Source organism: Hyalangium gracile, from assembly GCF_020103725.1.
GTDB lineage: Bacteria > Myxococcota > Myxococcia > Myxococcales > Myxococcaceae > Hyalangium > Hyalangium gracile.
This window is the reverse complement of record NZ_JAHXBG010000048.1, coordinates 20,731-38,269: the sequence shown is the minus strand read 5'-3', so window position 1 is coordinate 38,269 and position 17,539 is coordinate 20,731. Positions and strand designations below refer to the sequence as shown.

Genomic DNA, 17,539 nt, shown 5'->3' with positions numbered 1-17,539 from the left:
GCAAGAAGACGCTGAATGGCGCCAAGGTGCTGTGCCTGGGCGCGGCCTACAAGAAGGACATCGACGACATGCGCGAGAGCCCGAGCCTCCGGGTCATCTCGCTGCTCAAGGAGCGGGGCGCCGAGGTCCGCTACCACGATCCGTACGTGCCGAGGCTGGAGAAGGGCCACGGCTTCCACTACGAGCTGACGTCGGTGCCGCTGTCTCCGGAGATGCTGGGCGAGTACGACGCGGTGGTCATCCTCACGGACCACTCGTGCATCGACTACGCCATGGTGGTGCAGCGGTCCCAGTGTGTCATCGACACGCGCAACGCCACGAAGCCTGTGGGCCTGGGGCGCGAGAAGATCATGAAGGCCTAGGCATGAGCACGACGCCAATGAGGGCCCTCCTGGTCCCTGACGCGGGAAGGTCCGCCCGGTCGGAGGACTACTTCCGCTCGGAGCACCACCTGCGCGCGGAGGGTGTCACGCACACCCTCGTCATCGACGGCGGCCCGGAGGGCACACTGCGCATCCCCCTCGTCGTCCGGCCCATCGAGGGCACGCCCTACCGCGATGCCATCTCTCCCTATGGCTTCCCCGGCGGAGTCCTGGACGGGCTGCGCGAGGTGCCCAAGCACGCGGTTGACTGGACAGCCACCGAGCTGGTCAGCATCTTCGTCCGTGACCGCATCGGCGGCCCGTGCTGCTTCGCGGGAGGAACCGCCCGGATCGAGGTGAGCCTCATCGACAGCAGTCTCCCCGTGAAGTTCCGCAAGGACCACGGCGCGGACATCCGCCGCAACGCCCGGCTCGGCTATGAGACGACGTACTGCCCCGCGCCGGAGTCCTCGCCCGAGCAGCGCGAGGAGCTCAAGCGCGTCTACCGGCAGACCATGGCCCGCAACGAGGCGACCGCCCGGTACTACTTCTCGGACACGTGGTTCGCGGAGGCGTTCTCCTCCCCCGTCGCCTGGCTGGTGACGACCCGCGCTCCGGATGGCCAGGTCGCCTCCTCGGCCATCGCCGTCCTCAGCGACGGCTACCTGCACAACTACATCGGAGGGACCTCGGATCCGTACCTCGCGCAGTCGCCGGCCAAGAATGACATCCCGGTGATGGTCGAGCTCTCCGCGAAGCTCAAGGCTCCGGTGCACCTGGGAGGAGGCGTTCACCCGGGAGATGGCATCGAGAAGTTCAAGCGGGGCTTCGCCAACGCGACCTCCCGCTTCTACACGCACGAGCTCATCTGCGATCCAGAGACGTATGAGCGGCTGTCGGCGGAGCGAGCGCGAACGGACTACTTCCCCGCCTACCGTGCCCCGCGGCCCGGATGAAGCCCCACGCCGAGCGCGGCCTCGGTGCGTAACCGGGCGCTTGTCCGGACGGTGATCTTGCGATGGGAACGGAGAGAGCTGCGGACATGGTGACGACGCACTTGAGGGCCATCCTGAGCCCCGATGAAGGCAAGCTGGCGCTGTCCACGGACTACTTCCGCTCGGAGCACCACCTGCGCGCGGAGGGCGTCACGCACACCCTCATCATCGACGGCGGCCCGGAGGGCGCGCTGTTCCTCCCGCTCATCGTCCGGCCCATCCCGGGCACGCCCTATCGCGACGCCGTCTCCCCCTATGGCTATCCCGGTGGGGTGATGGACCGGCTGCGCGAGGTGCCCAAGCACGCGGTGGACTGGAAGGGCACCGAGCTGGTCAGCATCTTCGTGCGCGACCGCATCATGGGCCCCCGCTGCTTCGCGGAGGGCACGGAGCGCAACGAGGTGTTCTTCATCGACTCCCGCCGCCCCATCACCTTCCGGGAGACGCACCGCCGGCACCTGCGACGCAACTTCCGCCTGGGCTTCGTGAACACCTGCCGCCCGGTGCTCGAGGCCTCGCTCGAGGAGCGCGAGTGCTTCAAGGAGCTCTACCGGCAGACCATGGTCCGCGACGAGGCGAGCTCCCGGTACTTCTTCTCGGACGCGTACTTCGAGAGCCTGCTCTGCTCCCCCGCCGCCTGGCTGGCGATGACTCGCGCGCCGGAGGGCCACATCGCCTCCGCGGCGATCGGCGTCGCCAGCGACGGCGTGCTGCACTACTACCTGGGCGGTACGGCGAACGCGGACCTGGCCCGCTCCCCCGCCAAGAACGTCTTCGTGGCGCTGACCGAGCTCTCCTCCCAGCTCGGGCTCCCCCTCAACCTGGGGGGAGGCATCCAGCCGGGGGACGGCCTCGAGGACTTCAAGCGGGGCTTCTCCAACGCGAGCTTCCGCCTCCGCACCCACGAGATCATCTGCGAGCCGGCGGTGTACTCCCGTCTCGCGGAGACCCACACCGCCGACAACTACTTCCCGGCCTACCGGGTGCCTCGCCGCTGAGCGCGGACCGAGGCACCCTCCCATGCTTCAGGCGGCCACCGTGTTGTCGATGAACGTGAGCCGGGACAGCGTCACGTGGCTGCCGCCGTCGAGCACGTACCCCAGGCCGAACCCTCGGATCGTCCCGTTCCTCACCGTGCTGTCGGCCTCGACGGCGATGCCCTCCGTGCCGAACGTGTCCTCCCCGGTTCGGCGCACGGTATAGCCACCGAGATCGCGGACGACACCCGCGCTGGCGACCCGCCGCGCGGGCACGGGTGTACCTGGACACTCGAGATCTCGGGTGAGCCGGGTGCTCCGGGTGATCGTGTCACCACAGCGCACTTCCTGCAGCGTCTTCTCTCCCGCTCCGACCGCCTCCTGCCCGGATGCAGCTCCCGCCACCAGCACCGTCAGTCGCATGATGACGGTGACCCAACCTCGCGTACGACGCATGACGCTTGCCCTTCCGGGGCCCCCCCGGCCCCCTGCCGTGGGCTCCAGGCTCCGCCCGTCTGGAGCCGGCTCCGGGCTCCGGCCTACTGCACGACCCGGAACTGAGCGCTCGAGGTCTGGTCCGCCACGGGGACCGCACCGCCGAGCTTCGACGGGGTGTACGTCGGGATGAGGCCGCAGAGCGCGAGCTTCACGCCCAGCACGTCACCGGCGCGCGCGGCCCGCCCCAGCCGCTCGAGCCGCTCGTGGAAGTCCGGCGGCGGCGCCGGGCTCTGGGCCACCTTGATGCGGTTGCGCACCTGGTGGGTGCGCTCCTCCTCCTCGCTCAGCAGCGTCTCCTCGAGCTTCTCCCCGGGACGCAGCCCCGTGTAGACGATGGCGATGTCCTTGCCCACCACCATGCCCGCCATGGTGATCATGTTCGCGGCGAGCTCGGCGATGCGCACCGGCGCCCCCATGTCGAGGATGCACAGCTCCCCGTAGCCCCCCAGCCCCGCCATCACCACGAGCCCCACCGCCTCGGGGATCGTCATGAAGTAGCGGGTGCAGTCCGGGTGCGTCACCGTGACGGGCCCGCCGCGCTGGATCTGCTGCTTGAACAGGGGCACCACGCTGCCGGCCGAGCCGAGCACGTTGCCGAAGCGGACCGCCGTGAAGGCCGTGCGCGAGTGGCTCGCGATGTCACGGATGACCATCTCCGCCAGCCGCTTGGACGCCCCCATCACCGAGCTGGGATGGACCGCCTTGTCCGTGGAGATGAGCACGAAGCGCTCCGCGCCACAGGCGTCCGCCATCAGCGCCACGTTCTGGGTCCCGAAGACGTTGTTCTTGATGGCCTCCTCGGGCGAGTCCTCCATCAGCGGCACGTGCTTGTGCGCCGCCGCGTGGAACACGTACTGCGGCCGGTGCTCCAGGCCCACCCGCATCAGCCGGTCCAGGTCCCGGATGTCCGCCACGATGGAGCTCACCTTCAGCTGCGGGTGGCGCTCCTGGAGCTGGCGCACCAGCAGGTAGAGCTCGTTCTCGTTGATGTCCAGCAGCACGAGCGAGGCGGGCGCGTGCCCCGCCACCTGGCGCGCGATCTCACTGCCGATGGAGCCCGCTCCTCCGGTGACGAGGATGCGGCGCCCCGCGACCAGCTTGTGCATCTCCTCCTGGTCGAACGCGATGGCGTCCCGGGGCAGCAGGTGCTCCGGGCTGAGATCGTGCAGCATCGCCGCGGTGATCTTCTGATCGAGCCACGCGAACGAGGCGGGGATGATCTTGAAGCTCACGCTCTGGTGCTTGCACAGGCCCAGGATGTGCCGGATGCGCTCGGGGGACAGGCGGGGGATGGCGATCAGCACCTGGCTCACGCGGTGCTTCGTCACCAGCTCCGGCAGCGCCTCGATGGACCCGAGCACCGGCTTGCCGTTGAGGAACGTGCCGCGCTTGCCCGGATCGTCGTCCACCAGCCCGATGACGTGCCACGGGCCCTCCGGCGTGCTCAGCAGATCGCGCAGCAGCAGATCTCCCGCGCTGCCCGCCCCGACGATGATCGTCCGCCGCGCGCCGCGCGCCCGCGAGCGCCGCTGATCCAGGTACCACTGCCGCGCCATCCGCGGGGCGAACCGGTAGACGCCCATCAGCGTCGTGGTGAAGAAGAACTCCAGCGCGATCACCGAGCGCGGCAGGGGCTCGAAGTGGAAGAAGGACCGGCTGGCCTCGAACGCCACCGTGGCCAGGGCGTTGGCCATGACGAGCCGCCCCGCCTCGCTCAGCCCCGAGCTGCGGAAGGACCAGCGGTGCAGCCCGAACCCGATCACCGCGGCCAGGCGCAGCGCGAGCAGCAACGGCAACCGCTGCTCGAGCGCCGCCTGCCACTGCGCGGGCATCGTCCCATCGAAGCGCACCAGCGCCGCGCAGAAGAGGGCCCCCACCGTGATCGCCCCGTCCAGCACCAGGACGTACAGCGAGCGGAAGTGGGGCGACCACCGTGGACTCCCATCCCACGGATCGCCTGGACGATCGGCCCCCGGAAGAACTTCTCCGATCACTCCTTGCGCCATCGGTTCTCCTCCCCCAAGCGCTGGCACATTCCCCCCACCCGGCTCGCCCTGCCTCGTCGGGTGGGAAACGTCGCGCAGCGCTTCCCCCGATTGGCGGCCAGACAGTGGGGAGGGATCGCTCGGGTTCCAAGCTGCCCTGGAGCGCTGGCACCGGAAGACGAGCCGCGTGCACGGCACCGGGCGCCAACCCCGTCCCTCAGGGCAGCGCTTTCCCAGGTTCTTGGAGAGAGGAGCGGGCTCAGCCCAGCAGGCCGAGGACCTGCCCCAGCTTCGTCCGCAATTCCTTGCGCGGGACGATGGCGTCGATCATCCCGTGCTCCAGCAGGAACTCCGAGCGCTGGAAGCCCTCCGGGAGCTTCTGGCGGATCGTCTGCTCGATGACGCGCGGGCCCGCGAAGCCGATGAGCGCCTTGGGCTCGGCCAGGATGATGTCCCCCAGCCAGGCGAACGAGGCCGCCACGCCGCCCGTCGTCGGGTGCAGCATCACCGAGACGTAGGGCTTGTTGCCGGTGCGGAACCGCGCGATGGCCGCGGACGTCTTCGCCATCTGCATCAGCGAGAAGATGCCCTCCTGCATGCGCGCGCCGCCGGAGGCCGAGAAGATCAGCGCCGAGCACTTCAGCTCGTACGCGCGCTCGAACACGCGCGTCACCTTCTCGCCCACCACCGAGCCCATGGAGCCGCCCATGAACTCGAACACGAAGCAGCCCACCGACACCTGGTGGCCCTCGATGCGGCCCACCCCGGAGATGAACGCGTCGTTCTCTCCCAGGTTCTTGCGCGTGGACTTGAGCCGGTCCTTGTACTTCTTCGAGTCGGCGAACCCGAGCGGATCCTGCGGCTCCAGCTCCTTGTCGAACTCCTCGAAGCTGTCCGGATCCAGCAGGCCGCCCAGCCGGGCGCGCGCCGTCCACGGGTGGTGGTGCTCGCAGTGCGGGCACACCATCCAGTTCTTCTCCAGCTCCTGCCGGTAGATGATCTCGTCACAGCTCTCGCACTTGGCCCACAAGCCCTGCATGCGCGAGGGCTGTTCTTCAGCGGTGGGCTCCTGGCGGGTGGAGATACGGGGCTTCTTGGAGAACCAGGCCATGGGAGGCGCGGGGTTAATCCGCCTGGGGGCGTCCGTCAACCCCCGGCTACGACGCAGCCCGTCAAGCTCAGAACTCGAAGGTGTCGCCCAGCTCCAGGATTTCCACTGGGAGTCCGGACAGCTCGCGCTTGAGCTGGCTCACGAAGGCCGGCTTGAGGTGGTAGAGCAGCACGCTGGTGCCGTTGCGCTCGAACTTGGCCAGCTCCTGCTGCACGGTGCGGGGCGTGAGGTGGCCGGACAGGTCCGCCAGCTCCTGCAGCGCGTTGGGGAAGCTGGTCTCCAGCAGCAGCGCCTTGAGGTTCTTCACCCCGTTGAGCACCTGCCACAGCTTGTCGGTGGGCCCCGTGTCGCCGCTCATGGCCATGGAGGACTGGCCGTTGGAGATGACGAAGCCGCAGGACTCCACCGGGTGGCTCACCGGGATGGACTGCACGCTGTAGCGGCCCACCTGGAAGGTGCTGCCGGCGCGGAACGCCTTGATGCGCAGCACCGGGTTCTTCTTGGTGGGAATGGCGGTGAAGTCCGGCCAGAGCGAGTTGTTGAACATGTACTCGCGCAGCGACCGGGCGCACTCGCGCGAGGCGTGGATGGTGACGGGGCGGTCCCGCCGGCCGATCACCAGGTCGGCCAACAGCGGCAAGTCCTTGATGTGGTCGAAGTGGCTGTGGCCAACGAGGATGTCGTCCACCCTGCAGAGCTGATCGAGCGTGAGCGTGCTCGTGAGCGCCCCCGCGTCCAGCGCGAGCACGTCGTCCACGAGGAAGCATGTGGTCCGGCACGAGGGCAGCTCGCCACCGTGACAGCCGAGGACTTGCAGCTTCACACTAGAGGTCTCCGAACTTCCACTTCATCTCGAGGTACTGCAGAAAGTCGTGCAGCCTCGCCGTGTCATACACGGTCAGTCTGTCACCGCTGCGCTCGATGAGCCCGGCGCGCTCCAGGCGATCGAGCATGTGGCGGATGGCAGGTTCACCCACACCGATCAGGCGAGGGAGCTCGCGGACGGGGAAGTCCACCTCGATGCCCTCTTCCATGGGCCGGCCGCGCGTCTGGCAGACCTGGAGCACCTGGTGGACCACGCGGCTGGCGGGATCGGACAGCAGCAGGTTCTCGATCTGGGCGTCGGCCTCGGACAGACGCTCAGCCAGCTTCTTGATCATCCGCACGGCGATCTCGGCGTTGCCGCGGATCATCGCCTCGAACGTCTTGGGATCGATGACGAGGAGCTTGGCGTCCTCCATCACCGTGGCGGTGGCGTTGCGGGGCTTGTTGGAGATGATGGCCATCTCCCCGAAGAACTCGCCGGGCCCGAGCACGGCGAGCACCTTCTCCACGTCCCGTACCTTCTTGGAGATGGAGATCTTCCCGGACTGAAGGACGAACATGTCCTTGCCCGGCTCTCCCTCCTGGAAGAGGACCGTGCCCTTGGCAAACTCCTTGCCGAAACGTTGAAAGAGGGTTTCCTCGGCGCCCATCTGGAGACCGAGTCAACCAGTCCCCACCCCCGGGGTCAAATTTCGAGGGGCTTTCTGACGCCCTGCTCCCGGGGGGCCTACTTCGTGGTCGCGGTGAACACCCCATCCCAGTCCGGTCCGGGACGATTCCACTTGAGCGTATTGATCTCCTCCAGGTAGCGGAGGCTGGGGGCGTCCTCGGGCCAGAGGGCGAGCACCTGGCGGAAGTGGGCCTCGGCCTCGGGAAAGTCCCGGGAGAGGAAGCGCGCCACGCCGGCCTCGAAGGCCTGGATGGCGTCGGCGTCCCTGCCAGCGGGGGCCCCCATGGCGCGCAATTCGTAGATGTCGGTGGGCTCGCGCTTGCCCTTGACGCGCACCACGCCCAGGCGGCGGGCGGTGACGTGGCCCTTCGTCTGGGCGTAGGTGCCGGCGGAGATCAGGATCCGGGTGTCATAGGCCTTGGTGAGGCCCTCGAGGCGGGAGGCCAGGTTCACCGCGTCACCCATGACGGTGTAGTTGAAGCGGTTCTGCGTGCCCATGTGGCCCACGTTCATGAGGCCGGTGTTGATGCCCACGCCGATGTCCACCTCGGGCAGGCCGGCGGCGCGCCAGCGGGAGCGCAGCGGGCCCAGCTTCTCCAGGAAGCCCAGGGCGGTGGCGCAGGCGCGCAGGGCGTGGTCCGGCTGATCCACGGGCGCGCCCCAGAAGGCCATGATGGCGTCGCCGATGTACTTGTCGAGCGTGCCCCCGTTCTCGAAGACGACGCCCGTCATGGGGGTGAGGTACTCGTTGATGAAGGCGACGAGCTGCTCGGGAGACAGGCGCTCCGAGATGGAGGTGAAGCCGCGGATGTCCGAGAAGAGGACGGTGAGCTCCTTGCGCTCGCCGCCCAGCTTGAGCTTCTCGGGGTGCTGGAGCACCTGCTCCATGACGCTGGCGTCCAGGTAGTGCTGGAAGGTGTCGCGCAGGCGGGCCTTCTCCGCGTCCACGGAGAAGTAGCCCAGGAAGATGACGGCGAAGGCGGAGGTGACCAGGCTGGTCAGCGGCAGCACGGTGGCCACCTGGATGCCCCGGGTGAAGAGGAGCTGATCCACGGTGAGCCAGGCGGCCACCAGGAGCGTGATGGCCCCCAGCTTCCAGGCGAAGCGCACGCGGGGCAGCAGGCGGGCCAGCAGCACGGCGGCGCCGAACATGAACAGCAGCTCCAGCGGCTGCGCCTCCGACGGCCGCGTGAGGAAGTCCTGGGCGAGCATGTTGGAGAGCGTGGCGGCGTGGACGAAGACGCCGGGCTCGATCTCGCTGAAGGGGGTGACGCGCTGGTCGAAGTTGCCCACCAGCGTGACGCCGACGAGCACCGCCTTGCCGCGCACCGCCTCGGGCGCGAAGGAGCCGTCCACCACGTCGGACAGGCTCAGGGTGGTGAAGCTGCTGGAGGGCCCCGGGTAGTTGATGAGCATGAAGGGCTCGTCCTCCAGCAGGGGCACGCGCAGGGGCAGCACCTTGCCGTCCGGCCGGCGCAGGCGGGCACCTGTGACGAGGTGCTCCGAGGGGACGACCACCGCCTCCACCTCGGAGCCCAGGTAGGCGGCCGCAGTCTGGAGTTCCAGCGAGGGGATCAGCCCCTTGGGGCCCTGGAGCAGGGCGAAGAGCGGCACGCGCCGCAGGGTGCCGTCCGGATCCGCGGCCATGTTGAAGAAGCCCAGGCGCTCGCTGGCCTTGACGAACAGGGGCAGCGGGAGCTGGGCGGACTCCATGGTCCAGCTCTGGAGCCGGGAGAGGTCCACCTCCAGCGGCGGCGTCTGGACCTTGCCGTCGGGCGAGCTCCGGAGGATCTCCCCTCGGAACTCGCGGATGAGGTGGGACTCGAGCTGCTGCTTCCACTCCTCGGCCTTGCTGGCGAACTGCTCCCGGTCCGTGTCGGGATAGGCGATGACGCCCTGGACCACCTGCGGGGAGCGGGCGAGCGCCGCAGCCAGCATGGCGTCCGCGCTGATGGCGGCCCGGCGGCGCAGCTCGTCCCGGTAGGCGTCGAGGGCGGAGGCGCTCTCGGGGGCCTGCTGTAACGCCCGCTCGAGCTCCTCGAGGGCACCCTGGTAGGCCTGGGCGCGGCCGTCGGCGACCTCGTCGGCGAAGATCATGTCCAGCCCCACCGCTCCCGCCCCGGCCTCGCGCAGGCGGTCGATGGCCTTGGCCACCAGGTCCCTCGGCCAGGGCCAGAGCCCGTAGCGCTGGGCGCTCCGCTCGTCCACGGCCACGACGACGACATCCGGGTGGGCGGGACGCGGGCCCCGGAGGGCGAACTGGAGGTCCGTGGCGCGGCCCTCGGCGATCTGCACCGCTCGGACGAGCAAGGGAGTCTGTCGGCCGTCCCCGCGGCTCCCGATGACGGGGGAGTCGTCCACCCACACGTGCAGGGCGCAGAACAGGACGGCGAGCCCCAGGGCGAGGGCCTCGAAGCGGTTGCGGGAGAGAAGTGTCTTCATCCGGAAGGGAGGCCCCATGGTAGCCGCAAACGCGACACCTCCGCTTCAGCGGGCGAGACAAGGGCGGGGGCTTGCCGGTAGAAGGCCGCCCGTGACGACCTACAAGCAGGCCGGAGTGGACATCGAGGCAGGCGACGCGTTCGTCGAGCGGATCAAGCCCTATGCCGCGCGGACGATGCGTCCGGAGGTGGTGGCCGGAGTGGGTGGCTTCGGAGGGCTGTTCGCCCTGCCGCCGGGCAAGTACCGCGAGCCGGTGCTGGTGTCGGGCACGGACGGGGTGGGCACGAAGCTGAAGGTGGCCTTCCTGGCGGGGCGGCACGACACGGTGGGCATCGACCTGGTGGCCATGTCGGTGAACGACATCCTCACCTGTGGCGCCGAGCCCCTGTTCTTCCTGGACTACTTCGCCACCTCGCGGCTGGAGGTGGACGCGGCGGCCAACGTGGTGAAGGGCATCGCGCAGGGCTGCGAGCTGGCCGGGTGCACGCTGCTCGGCGGCGAGACGGCGGAGATGCCGGGTTTCTACACGCGGGGCGAGTACGACCTGGCCGGCTTCTGCGTGGGCGTGGTGGAGCGCTCGGAGATCATCGACGGGCGGACGGTGGCGCCGGGCGATGCGCTCATCGGCCTGCCTTCGTCGGGGCTGCACTCGAACGGCTACTCGCTGGCGCGCAAGGTGCTGCTGGAGGACCGGAAGCTGGCGCTGACGGAGACGCCCGAGGGCCTGGATCGGCCGCTGGCGGACGCGCTGCTGGAGCCCACGCGCATCTACGTGAAGGATGTGCTGGCGCTGATGAAGGCGGTGAAGGTGAAGGGGATGGCGCACATCACCGGGAGCGGGATTCCGGGCAACCTGCCACGCTGCCTGCCGGATGGGACTCGGGCGGTGCTGAGCGAGAAGGCGTGGGCACGGCCGCCCATCTTCGACGTGATTGCCCGGCTGGGCGGCGTGGCGCGGGACGAGATGTTCTCCACCTTCAACATGGGGCTGGGGCTCATCGTGGTGGTGGCGAAGGAGGATGTGGCCCAGGCGCTGAGCACGTTGAACGCTCGGGGTGTGAAGGCCACGGAGGTGGGGCGAGTGGAGTCGGGACAGGGCGAGGCCACGGCGGTCATCGAGCCATGAGCGCGGGGCGGGCCCGGCTGGGCGTGCTCGTCTCCGGGAGCGGCAGCAACCTGCAGGCGCTGCTGGACGCCTGCGCGCAGGCGGACTACCCGGCCGAGGTGGCCTGCGTGGTGTCCAACGTGCCCACGGCGTTCGCGCTGGAGCGCGCGCGCAAGGCGCGAGTGCCCGCGGTGGTGATGGATCACAAGGCGTTCGCCTCCCGGGTGGACTTCGAGCGGGCGCTCGGGGAGCAACTGCGCAAGGCGGGCGTGGAGTGGGTGTGCCTGGCCGGCTTCATGCGGCTGCTGAGCGGGGAGTTCCTGGCGGGGTTTCCAGGGCGCGTGCTGAACATCCACCCTTCCCTGCTGCCGGCATTCACGGGGCTGCACGCGCAGCGGCAGGCGCTGGAGCGCGGGGTGAAGATCGCCGGGTGCACGGTGCACTTCGTGGACGCGGGGACGGACACGGGGCCGATCATCGCGCAGGCGGCGGTGCCGGTGCTGCCGGGGGATGACGAGGCGAGCCTGAGCGCGCGCATCCTCGTGGAGGAGCACCGGCTCTACCCGCTGGCGGTACGGCTGGCGGTGACGGGCAAGGTGACGATGGAAGGGGCGCGCACGCGGGTGGAGGCCGAGCCCACGGTGGGCGAGCTGAGCCTGCGCAGCCCGGGAGCGCCGCGATGATGGAGCGCACGCGCGAGGAGCGGCTGGCGGCGCTGCGCGAGGCCCGGGTGGTGCTGGTGAGCGCGTGCCTGCTAGGCGAGGCGTGCCGGTACGACGGGAAGTCGAAGGGCTCGAGTCCGGTGATACGGGCGCTGGAGGGCAAGGAGGTGGTGCCCATGTGCCCGGAGACGGGAGCGGGGCTCGGTATTCCCCGGCCGGCGGTGGAGCTGCGCGGAGGTACAGGCGAGGCGGTGCTGGAGGGTCGGGCCCAGGCCGTCGTAGCGGCCACGGGGGAGGATCGGACGAAGGAGTTCCGTTACGGCGCGGAGCTGGCCTTGAAGGCGGCTCAGCGGTTCGGAGCCACCGTGGCGGTACTCAAGGAGCGCAGCCCCTCGTGTGGCACGCAGGGTACTCACGTGGACGGAGTGGTGGTGCCCGGCCGGGGCGTGGCGGCCGCCCTCCTCCACTCCGCGGGAATCATCGTCATCAGCGACGAGGAGCTCTGAGGTTCTCCGTCACGAGTCAATGACCGTCAGGAACACCCGGTAGCGATACAAGGTGCGTCCATCGCTTGCCCGGATGACGTCGAGCACTACGTCCTTCTCGGACAGTTCCCCCAGGAGCTGCCGATTCGCCTCTACCCAATCACGAAACCGCTGCTTCGCTTCTTGCGGCTCCGTAGGAGGAATCGCAACGATCTCCAATCGCCGCATAGGCCATTACCTCGCCAGGAGCGCTTCGGTGCTCTTCCAATGGACCGCCATGTAAACATGGGCCCAGTAGAAGCCCGCCCCGTCCCAGCTCACCGGCCAGGACGGGGGGGGCATCCCGCCTCACCTCAGGGCGCGACGGACATCTGGGTGCCGGCCTTGGCGTTGTTGTCCTCGATCAGCTCCACGCGTGTATTGGACGCGTCCGCCACGGCGCCCAGGTAGTACGTGCCGGGGCTGGGGACGTTGCCATTCACCACGATGGAGCGAGTGGAGCAGGCCCCCACCCCGAGCGACACGCCAGCCAGGGAGCCCAGAAGGATGTCCTCGTGCGGCGCTGGAGACGTGGGCACGCGGATGTCGGCGTCCGTGGAGAAGAAGAGGGCCACGTCCGTCACATCCGCCAGCCGGCCGCGGTTGCACACCGTGACACTGGCCGTGAAGGTAGCGCCGGGCCTGACGCTGGAGGGGCCCGTCACCGCGGTGATGACGAAGTCCGCCTTGTTGCCCACACCGATGACACTGCCGGCCTTGGCGTTGTTGTCCTCGATCAGCTCCGGCCGGTTGCCGTACGGATCGGCCACGGCGCTCAGGTAGTAGGCACCTTCCTCGATCTCAGGCGCCGTCACGGACAGGGGCCGCGTGGCGCAGGCACCCGCCGCCAGGGAGACGCCCGTCACCGTCCCCAGGTAGTGGTCCTCGGGAGGAGCCGGGGGCGCGACCACCCGCACAGTGGTATCTGCCGACAGGTACACGTCCACATCCGCCGTGTCCTGCTGCTGGCCGCGGTTGCACACGGTGACGTTGGCCGTGAAGGCCATGCCGGGCTTCGCGCTGGACGGCCCCGCCACCGTGGTGACGACGAAGTCCGCCCTGGTGCCCACGCCGATGACGCTGCCCGCCTTGGCGTTGTTGTCCTCGATCAGCTCCGGCCGGTTGCCATACGGATCGGCCACGCCGCCCAGGTAATAAGCCCCCTCCGGAACCGGGGGCGCCGTCACGGACAGGGACCGGGTGGTGCAACCACCCGCGGCCAGGGAGACGCTCGGAACCACCCCCAGGAAGAAGTCCTCGGGGGGAATGGGAGGCGTGGACACCCGCACGTTGGCATCGGCGGACAGGTACAGCTCCACGTCCGTCGTGCCCGACTGCTGGCCGCGGTTGCAGATGCCGACGCTGGCCGTGAAGGGCGTACCAGGCCGGGCGCTGTAGGGCCCCGTCACCGAGGTGATGACGAAGTCCGCCTGCGTCCCCACGCCCATGCGGTAGCCCGCCAGCGCGTTGTTGTCCTCGATCAGCTCCGGCCGCTGGCCATAGGGATCAGCGATGGCTCCCACGTAGTACGCACCCTCGCCACCCGGAGACGGCGCATTGACACTGCCACTCACGGGCACCGTGACGCACTGGCCCGGGTAGAGCTCCTCCGTGACGGCCACGCCCACCAACGAGTCCTCGGGCGGGCTCTCCGGCCCCTGGGGACGGATGATCTCATCCGCGGACAGGTACACCTCCACATCCGTCAAGCCGATCTGCGTGCCGCGGTTGCACACCGTCACCTGCGGGGTGATGGACTGGCCGTTCTGGGCACTGAAGGGCCCCGTCACCGAGGTGACGACGAAGTCCGTCTGGTGCCCCACGCCCATGCGGTAGCCCACGTGCACGTTGTTGTCCTCGTTCAGCTCCGGCCGGTGGTTGTACGGATCGACGATCACGCCCACGTAGTAGGGGCCCTCCACCTCCGGCGGGGGCGGCTGGGCGTAGCCCTCCACGGACACCGTGGCGCACTGGCCCGGGTAGAGCTCGCCCGTGGACACCGAGCCCACGAACCCATCCTCGGGCGGATTGTCCTCCGGCCTGTAGGGACGGATGACCTGATCCACGGAGAAGTAGACCTCCACGGACGCGATGTCCGGCCGCGTTCCCTGGTTGCACACCGTCACCTGCGGGGTGAACTGCTCGCCGTACTCGGCACTGAAGGGCCCCGTCACCGAGGTGACGATGAAGTCCGCGTCATTCCCCAGGCCCATGCGGTAGCCCGCCAGCGCGTTGTTGTCCTCGTTCAGCTCCTGCTCGAAGCCATACGGATCGACGAGCGCGCCCACGTAGAAGGCTCCCGGCAGCCCCGGCGACGGAATTTGGGCATTGCCACTCACAGCCACAGTGGCGCACTGCCCCGGGTAGAGGCCTCCCGTGGGAGCCGAGCCCAGATACGATTCCTCGCTCTGGCCCGGGCCCGGCGACAGCTGGGTCCGGATGACGTCATCCGCGGACAGGTAGACCTCCACGTCCGAGGACTCCAGCGCCGTGCCCTGGTTGCACACCGTCACCTGCGCGGTGATGAGCTGGCCTGGAGTCGCACTGGCGGGGCCCGTCACCGACTGGATGACGAAGTCCGGCCCGTGCCCCACACCCATCCGGTAGCCCGTCAGCGCGTTGTTGTCCTCGATCAGCTCCTCCTGGTTGCCATACGGATCCACCACGGCTCCCAGGTAATAGGGGCCCGGACCGCCCGGCGGAGGCGTATTCGCGGTGGCCGGCACGGGCACCGTCGCGCACTGGCCCGGCGCGAGGATGTTCGTGGAGCCCACGCCCACATACGCGTCCTCGGGCGGGTTCGGGAACACATAGGGCCGGATGACCTCATCGAAGGAGAGGTACACCTCCACCTCCGTGGACATCGCCCGCGTGCCACGGTTGCACACCGTCGCCTGCGCGATGAAGGAAGCACCACTCTCCGCGCTGGCAGGGCCCGTCACCGAGGTGACGACGAAGTCCGGCTCATGCCCCAGGCCCATGCGGTAGCCCGCGAGCGCGTTGTTGTCCTCGATCAGCTCCTGCTCGGTGCCCTGCGCATCCACCACCGCGCCCAGGTAGTACGCCCCCTCGAAGCCTGGCGGAGCCGGATAGGCGTTGCCCTCCACGGGGACCGTCCGGCACTGCCCGGGATGCAGGAAGTCGACGTAGGTCCAGCCCAGGAGGTAGTCCTCGGAGTAATAGTACGGCGGCAGGTTGGCACGGATGGTCTCGTCCTCGGACAGGTACGCCTCCACCTCCGTGGAGCCCGGCTCCGTGCCGCGATTGCACACCGTCACCTGCGCGGTGATTGACTGGCCGAACTGCGCGCTGGCGGGGCCCGTCACGGAGGTGACGACGAAGTCGGGGCCATACCCCACGCCCATCCGGTAGCCCGCGTTCGCGTTGTTGTCCTCGATCAGCTCCTCATCCTCGTCGCGCGGATCCACCACCGCGCCCACGTAGTACGGGCCCGAGTTCCCAGGCGGAGGCACATAGGCTCCGCCTTCCACGGGCACCGTGCGGCACTGCCCGGGATACAGGCTGTCGACGTAGGCCGAGCCCATGGGATAGTCCTCGGGATAGGCCGGCGGCGCGTGGGATCGGATGACGTCATCCGCGGACACGTAGGTCTCCACCTCCGTGGAGCCCTGCCGCGTGCCGCGGTTGCACACCGTCACCTGCGCGACGAAGTGATGGGAATGCGGAGCGCTGGCAGGCCCCGTCACCGAGGTGACGACGAAGTCGGGTTCATCCCCCAGGCCGATCCGATAGCCCGCGAGCGCGTTGTTGTCCTCGATCAGCTCCTCCTGGCTGCCGTACGGATCCGTCACCGCGCCCAGGAAGTACGGCCCCCAGGTGAACGGCGGAGGCGCATAGGCGCCGCCATTCACGGAGAGCGTCGCGCACTGCCCCGGCGGGAGGACGTCCGTGTGCGCCGAGCCCAGCGGATAGTCCTCGGCCGGGCCCTGCGACACGTGGGCGCGAATGACGTCATCGGCGGACAGGAGCGCCTCCACCTCCGTGGAGCCAGGCTGCGTGCCGCGGTTGCATACCGTCACCCGCGCGGTGATCGGCGCGCCGAACCCCGCGCTGGCAGGGCCCGTCACGGAGGTGACGACGAAGTCGGGGCCATGCCCCAGGCCGATCCGATAGCCCGCGAGCGCGTTGTTGTCCTCGATCAGCTCCTCCTGGTTGCCATTCGGGTCGGCCACGGCGCCCACGTAGTACGGGCCCTCGAAGCCCGGCTCGGGCGCATGAGCGGGGCCGTTCACGGACACCGCCCGGCACTGCCCCGGATGGAGGGTGTCGGTGGAAGCCATGCCCACGAAGAGGTCCTCGGCAGGCCCCGGCGGGTCGCCGGGGTTGATGCTGTCATCCACGGACAGGTACACCGCCACTTCGGTGGAGTCCGGCTGCGTGCCGCGGTTGCACACCGTCACCTTCGTGGAGATCGGCTGGCCCTCGTCCGCGCCGGAGGGCCCCGTCACCGACTGGATGACGAAGTCCGGCCCGTGCCCCACGCCCATCCGGTAGCCCGCCAGCGCGTTGTTGTCCTCGATCAGCTCCTGCTGGTTGCCATCCGGATCGACCACCGCGCCCAGGTAATACGCCCCCTCCACCATGGGATAGTTGGGGAGGTTGGCGGGGCCGAACACGGGGACCGTTCGGCACTGCCCAGGGAACAGGTAGTCGACCTGGGCGTCGCCCACATAGGAGTCCTCGTACGGCCCGGGCGAGGTGTTGGGGTAGATGAACTCATCCTCGGACAGGTACAGCTCCACGTCCGTGGAGTCCGGCTCCGTGCCGCGGTTGCACACCGTGACCTGAACGGTCATCGGGGCGCCGATCGTCGCGCTGTCCGGGCCCGTCACCGAGGTGATGACGAAGTCCGCGCCGTAGCCGATGCCCATGACCGGACTGGCCAGGCCGTTGTTGTCCTCGTTGTCCTCGAGCTGGCTGCCGTAGGGGTCCGCGTACGCCCCCAGGTACCAGGGCCCGTCCATGGGCACGGACGCGGAGATCCAGAGGCTCTCGCGCTGGCACTGGCCGGGGCTCAGGTAGGCCACGTAGAGGCTCTCCACCCAGAAATCCGACGGGGAGATGGCGCCGTCATCCGAGAAGTAGAGGTTCACGTCCACCCCGCTCCCCGACCCGCCCCGGTTGCAGACCTCCACCGTCGTCTGGAACGTGCTGCCCGGCGTGGCGCTCGTGGGCGCGGACACCTTCGTCACCACGAAGTCCGGATCCGTCGCCAGCTGCTGCAGCGTCACCTTCGGGCCACCCTGGCCCTGCTTCGCCTCCTCAGGCGCTCCACACCCCACCGCGCTCAAAAGCACAGCGCCCAGCAGGGCTTCTCTGTGACATCGCTTCATGCAGTCCCCCAGTCCTTGTATGGGATCCC

13 protein-coding genes are annotated in these 17,539 nt (G+C 69.1%); 6 read left to right on the top strand and 7 right to left on the bottom strand.

Going from position 1 to position 17,539, the window contains the following annotated elements:
* The 3 genes from KY572_RS46215 to KY572_RS46205 all read left to right on the top strand — a co-directional run.
* A partial coding sequence (locus tag KY572_RS46215; RefSeq protein WP_317987997.1) for a UDP binding domain-containing protein occupies positions 1–362 on the top strand: 362 nt, incomplete at its 5' end.
* Between the two features lie 2 nt (positions 363–364).
* Positions 365–1,318 (top strand): GNAT family N-acetyltransferase, encoded by a 954-nt coding sequence (locus KY572_RS46210; RefSeq protein WP_224250209.1) that lies wholly within the window; start codon positions 365–367, stop codon positions 1,316–1,318.
* 86 nt (positions 1,319–1,404) lie between these two features.
* Positions 1,405–2,355, top strand: a complete 951-nt coding sequence (locus KY572_RS46205; protein ID WP_224250208.1) for a GNAT family N-acetyltransferase — start codon at positions 1,405–1,407, stop codon at positions 2,353–2,355.
* Positions 2,356–2,382: 27 nt separating this feature from the next.
* On the opposite strand, the gene KY572_RS46200 is transcribed toward KY572_RS46205, so the two are convergent.
* The 6 genes from KY572_RS46200 to KY572_RS46175 all read right to left on the bottom strand — a co-directional run bounded on the left by KY572_RS46200 (position 2,383) and on the right by KY572_RS46175 (position 9,865).
* Positions 2,383–2,790 carry a hypothetical protein gene (locus KY572_RS46200; protein WP_224250207.1) on the bottom strand — a complete coding sequence of 136 codons (408 nt, stop codon included), beginning with the start codon at positions 2,788–2,790 and terminating at the stop codon, positions 2,383–2,385.
* Between the two features lie 83 nt (positions 2,791–2,873).
* A complete protein-coding gene (locus KY572_RS46195; RefSeq protein WP_224250206.1) occupies positions 2,874–4,838 on the bottom strand; it encodes a nucleoside-diphosphate sugar epimerase/dehydratase in 1,965 nt (654 codons plus the stop codon).
* A 238-nt stretch (positions 4,839–5,076) separates the two neighbouring features.
* Positions 5,077–5,928 carry an acetyl-CoA carboxylase, carboxyltransferase subunit beta gene (accD, locus tag KY572_RS46190; protein ID WP_224250205.1) on the bottom strand — a complete coding sequence of 284 codons (852 nt, stop codon included), beginning with the start codon at positions 5,926–5,928 and terminating at the stop codon, positions 5,077–5,079.
* 67 nt (positions 5,929–5,995) lie between these two features.
* Entirely contained in the window at positions 5,996–6,751 is a 756-nt protein-coding gene (locus KY572_RS46185; RefSeq protein WP_224250204.1) for an MBL fold metallo-hydrolase, read from the bottom strand.
* A gap of 1 nt (position 6,752) precedes the next feature.
* On the bottom strand, positions 6,753–7,403 hold the full coding sequence (locus KY572_RS46180; RefSeq protein ID WP_224250203.1) for a Crp/Fnr family transcriptional regulator: 651 nt from the start codon (positions 7,401–7,403) through the stop codon (positions 6,753–6,755).
* Between the two features lie 77 nt (positions 7,404–7,480).
* Positions 7,481–9,865: a CHASE2 domain-containing protein gene (locus KY572_RS46175; protein ID WP_224250202.1), complete on the bottom strand. Its 2,385-nt coding sequence runs from the start codon at positions 9,863–9,865 to the stop codon at positions 7,481–7,483.
* Positions 9,866–9,956: 91 nt separating this feature from the next.
* Here KY572_RS46175 and purM point away from each other — a divergent pair, with 91 nt between their 5' ends.
* Genes purM through KY572_RS46160 form a run of 3 tightly spaced genes read left to right on the top strand, consistent with a single transcriptional unit; the run spans position 9,957 to position 12,138 of the window.
* Positions 9,957–10,991, top strand: a complete 1,035-nt coding sequence (gene purM / locus KY572_RS46170; protein ID WP_224250201.1) for a phosphoribosylformylglycinamidine cyclo-ligase — start codon at positions 9,957–9,959, stop codon at positions 10,989–10,991.
* Positions 10,988–11,653 carry a phosphoribosylglycinamide formyltransferase gene (gene purN / locus KY572_RS46165; RefSeq protein WP_224250200.1) on the top strand — a complete coding sequence of 222 codons (666 nt, stop codon included), beginning with the start codon at positions 10,988–10,990 and terminating at the stop codon, positions 11,651–11,653. The genes purM and purN overlap by 4 nt, the downstream gene beginning before the upstream one ends.
* Positions 11,650–12,138, top strand: a complete 489-nt coding sequence (locus KY572_RS46160; protein WP_224250199.1) for a DUF523 domain-containing protein — start codon at positions 11,650–11,652, stop codon at positions 12,136–12,138. Before purN ends, KY572_RS46160 begins: the two co-directional genes overlap by 4 nt.
* Positions 12,139–12,470: 332 nt before the next feature.
* On the opposite strand, the gene KY572_RS46155 is transcribed toward KY572_RS46160, so the two are convergent.
* Entirely contained in the window at positions 12,471–17,510 is a 5,040-nt protein-coding gene (locus KY572_RS46155) for a CARDB domain-containing protein (protein ID WP_224250198.1), read from the bottom strand.
* Positions 17,511–17,539: the final 29 nt, after the last annotated feature.

What these genes read in the sequence shown, in the direction of transcription:
- KY572_RS46155 (WP_224250198.1), bottom strand. Translation starts at nt 17,510, where the DNA reads ATGAAGCGATGTCACAGAGAAGCCCTGCTGGGCGCTGTGCTTTTGAGC.
- KY572_RS46195 (WP_224250206.1), bottom strand. Translation starts at nt 4,838, where the DNA reads ATGGCGCAAGGAGTGATCGGAGAAGTTCTTCCGGGGGCCGATCGTCCA.
- KY572_RS46210 (WP_224250209.1), top strand. Translation starts at nt 365, where the DNA reads ATGAGCACGACGCCAATGAGGGCCCTCCTGGTCCCTGACGCGGGAAGG.
- accD (WP_224250205.1), bottom strand. Translation starts at nt 5,928, where the DNA reads ATGGCCTGGTTCTCCAAGAAGCCCCGTATCTCCACCCGCCAGGAGCCC.
- KY572_RS46160 (WP_224250199.1), top strand. Translation starts at nt 11,650, where the DNA reads ATGATGGAGCGCACGCGCGAGGAGCGGCTGGCGGCGCTGCGCGAGGCC.
- purN (WP_224250200.1), top strand. Translation starts at nt 10,988, where the DNA reads ATGAGCGCGGGGCGGGCCCGGCTGGGCGTGCTCGTCTCCGGGAGCGGC.
- KY572_RS46200 (WP_224250207.1), bottom strand. Translation starts at nt 2,790, where the DNA reads ATGCGTCGTACGCGAGGTTGGGTCACCGTCATCATGCGACTGACGGTG.
- KY572_RS46180 (WP_224250203.1), bottom strand. Translation starts at nt 7,403, where the DNA reads ATGGGCGCCGAGGAAACCCTCTTTCAACGTTTCGGCAAGGAGTTTGCC.
- KY572_RS46175 (WP_224250202.1), bottom strand. Translation starts at nt 9,865, where the DNA reads ATGAAGACACTTCTCTCCCGCAACCGCTTCGAGGCCCTCGCCCTGGGG.
- KY572_RS46205 (WP_224250208.1), top strand. Translation starts at nt 1,405, where the DNA reads ATGGTGACGACGCACTTGAGGGCCATCCTGAGCCCCGATGAAGGCAAG.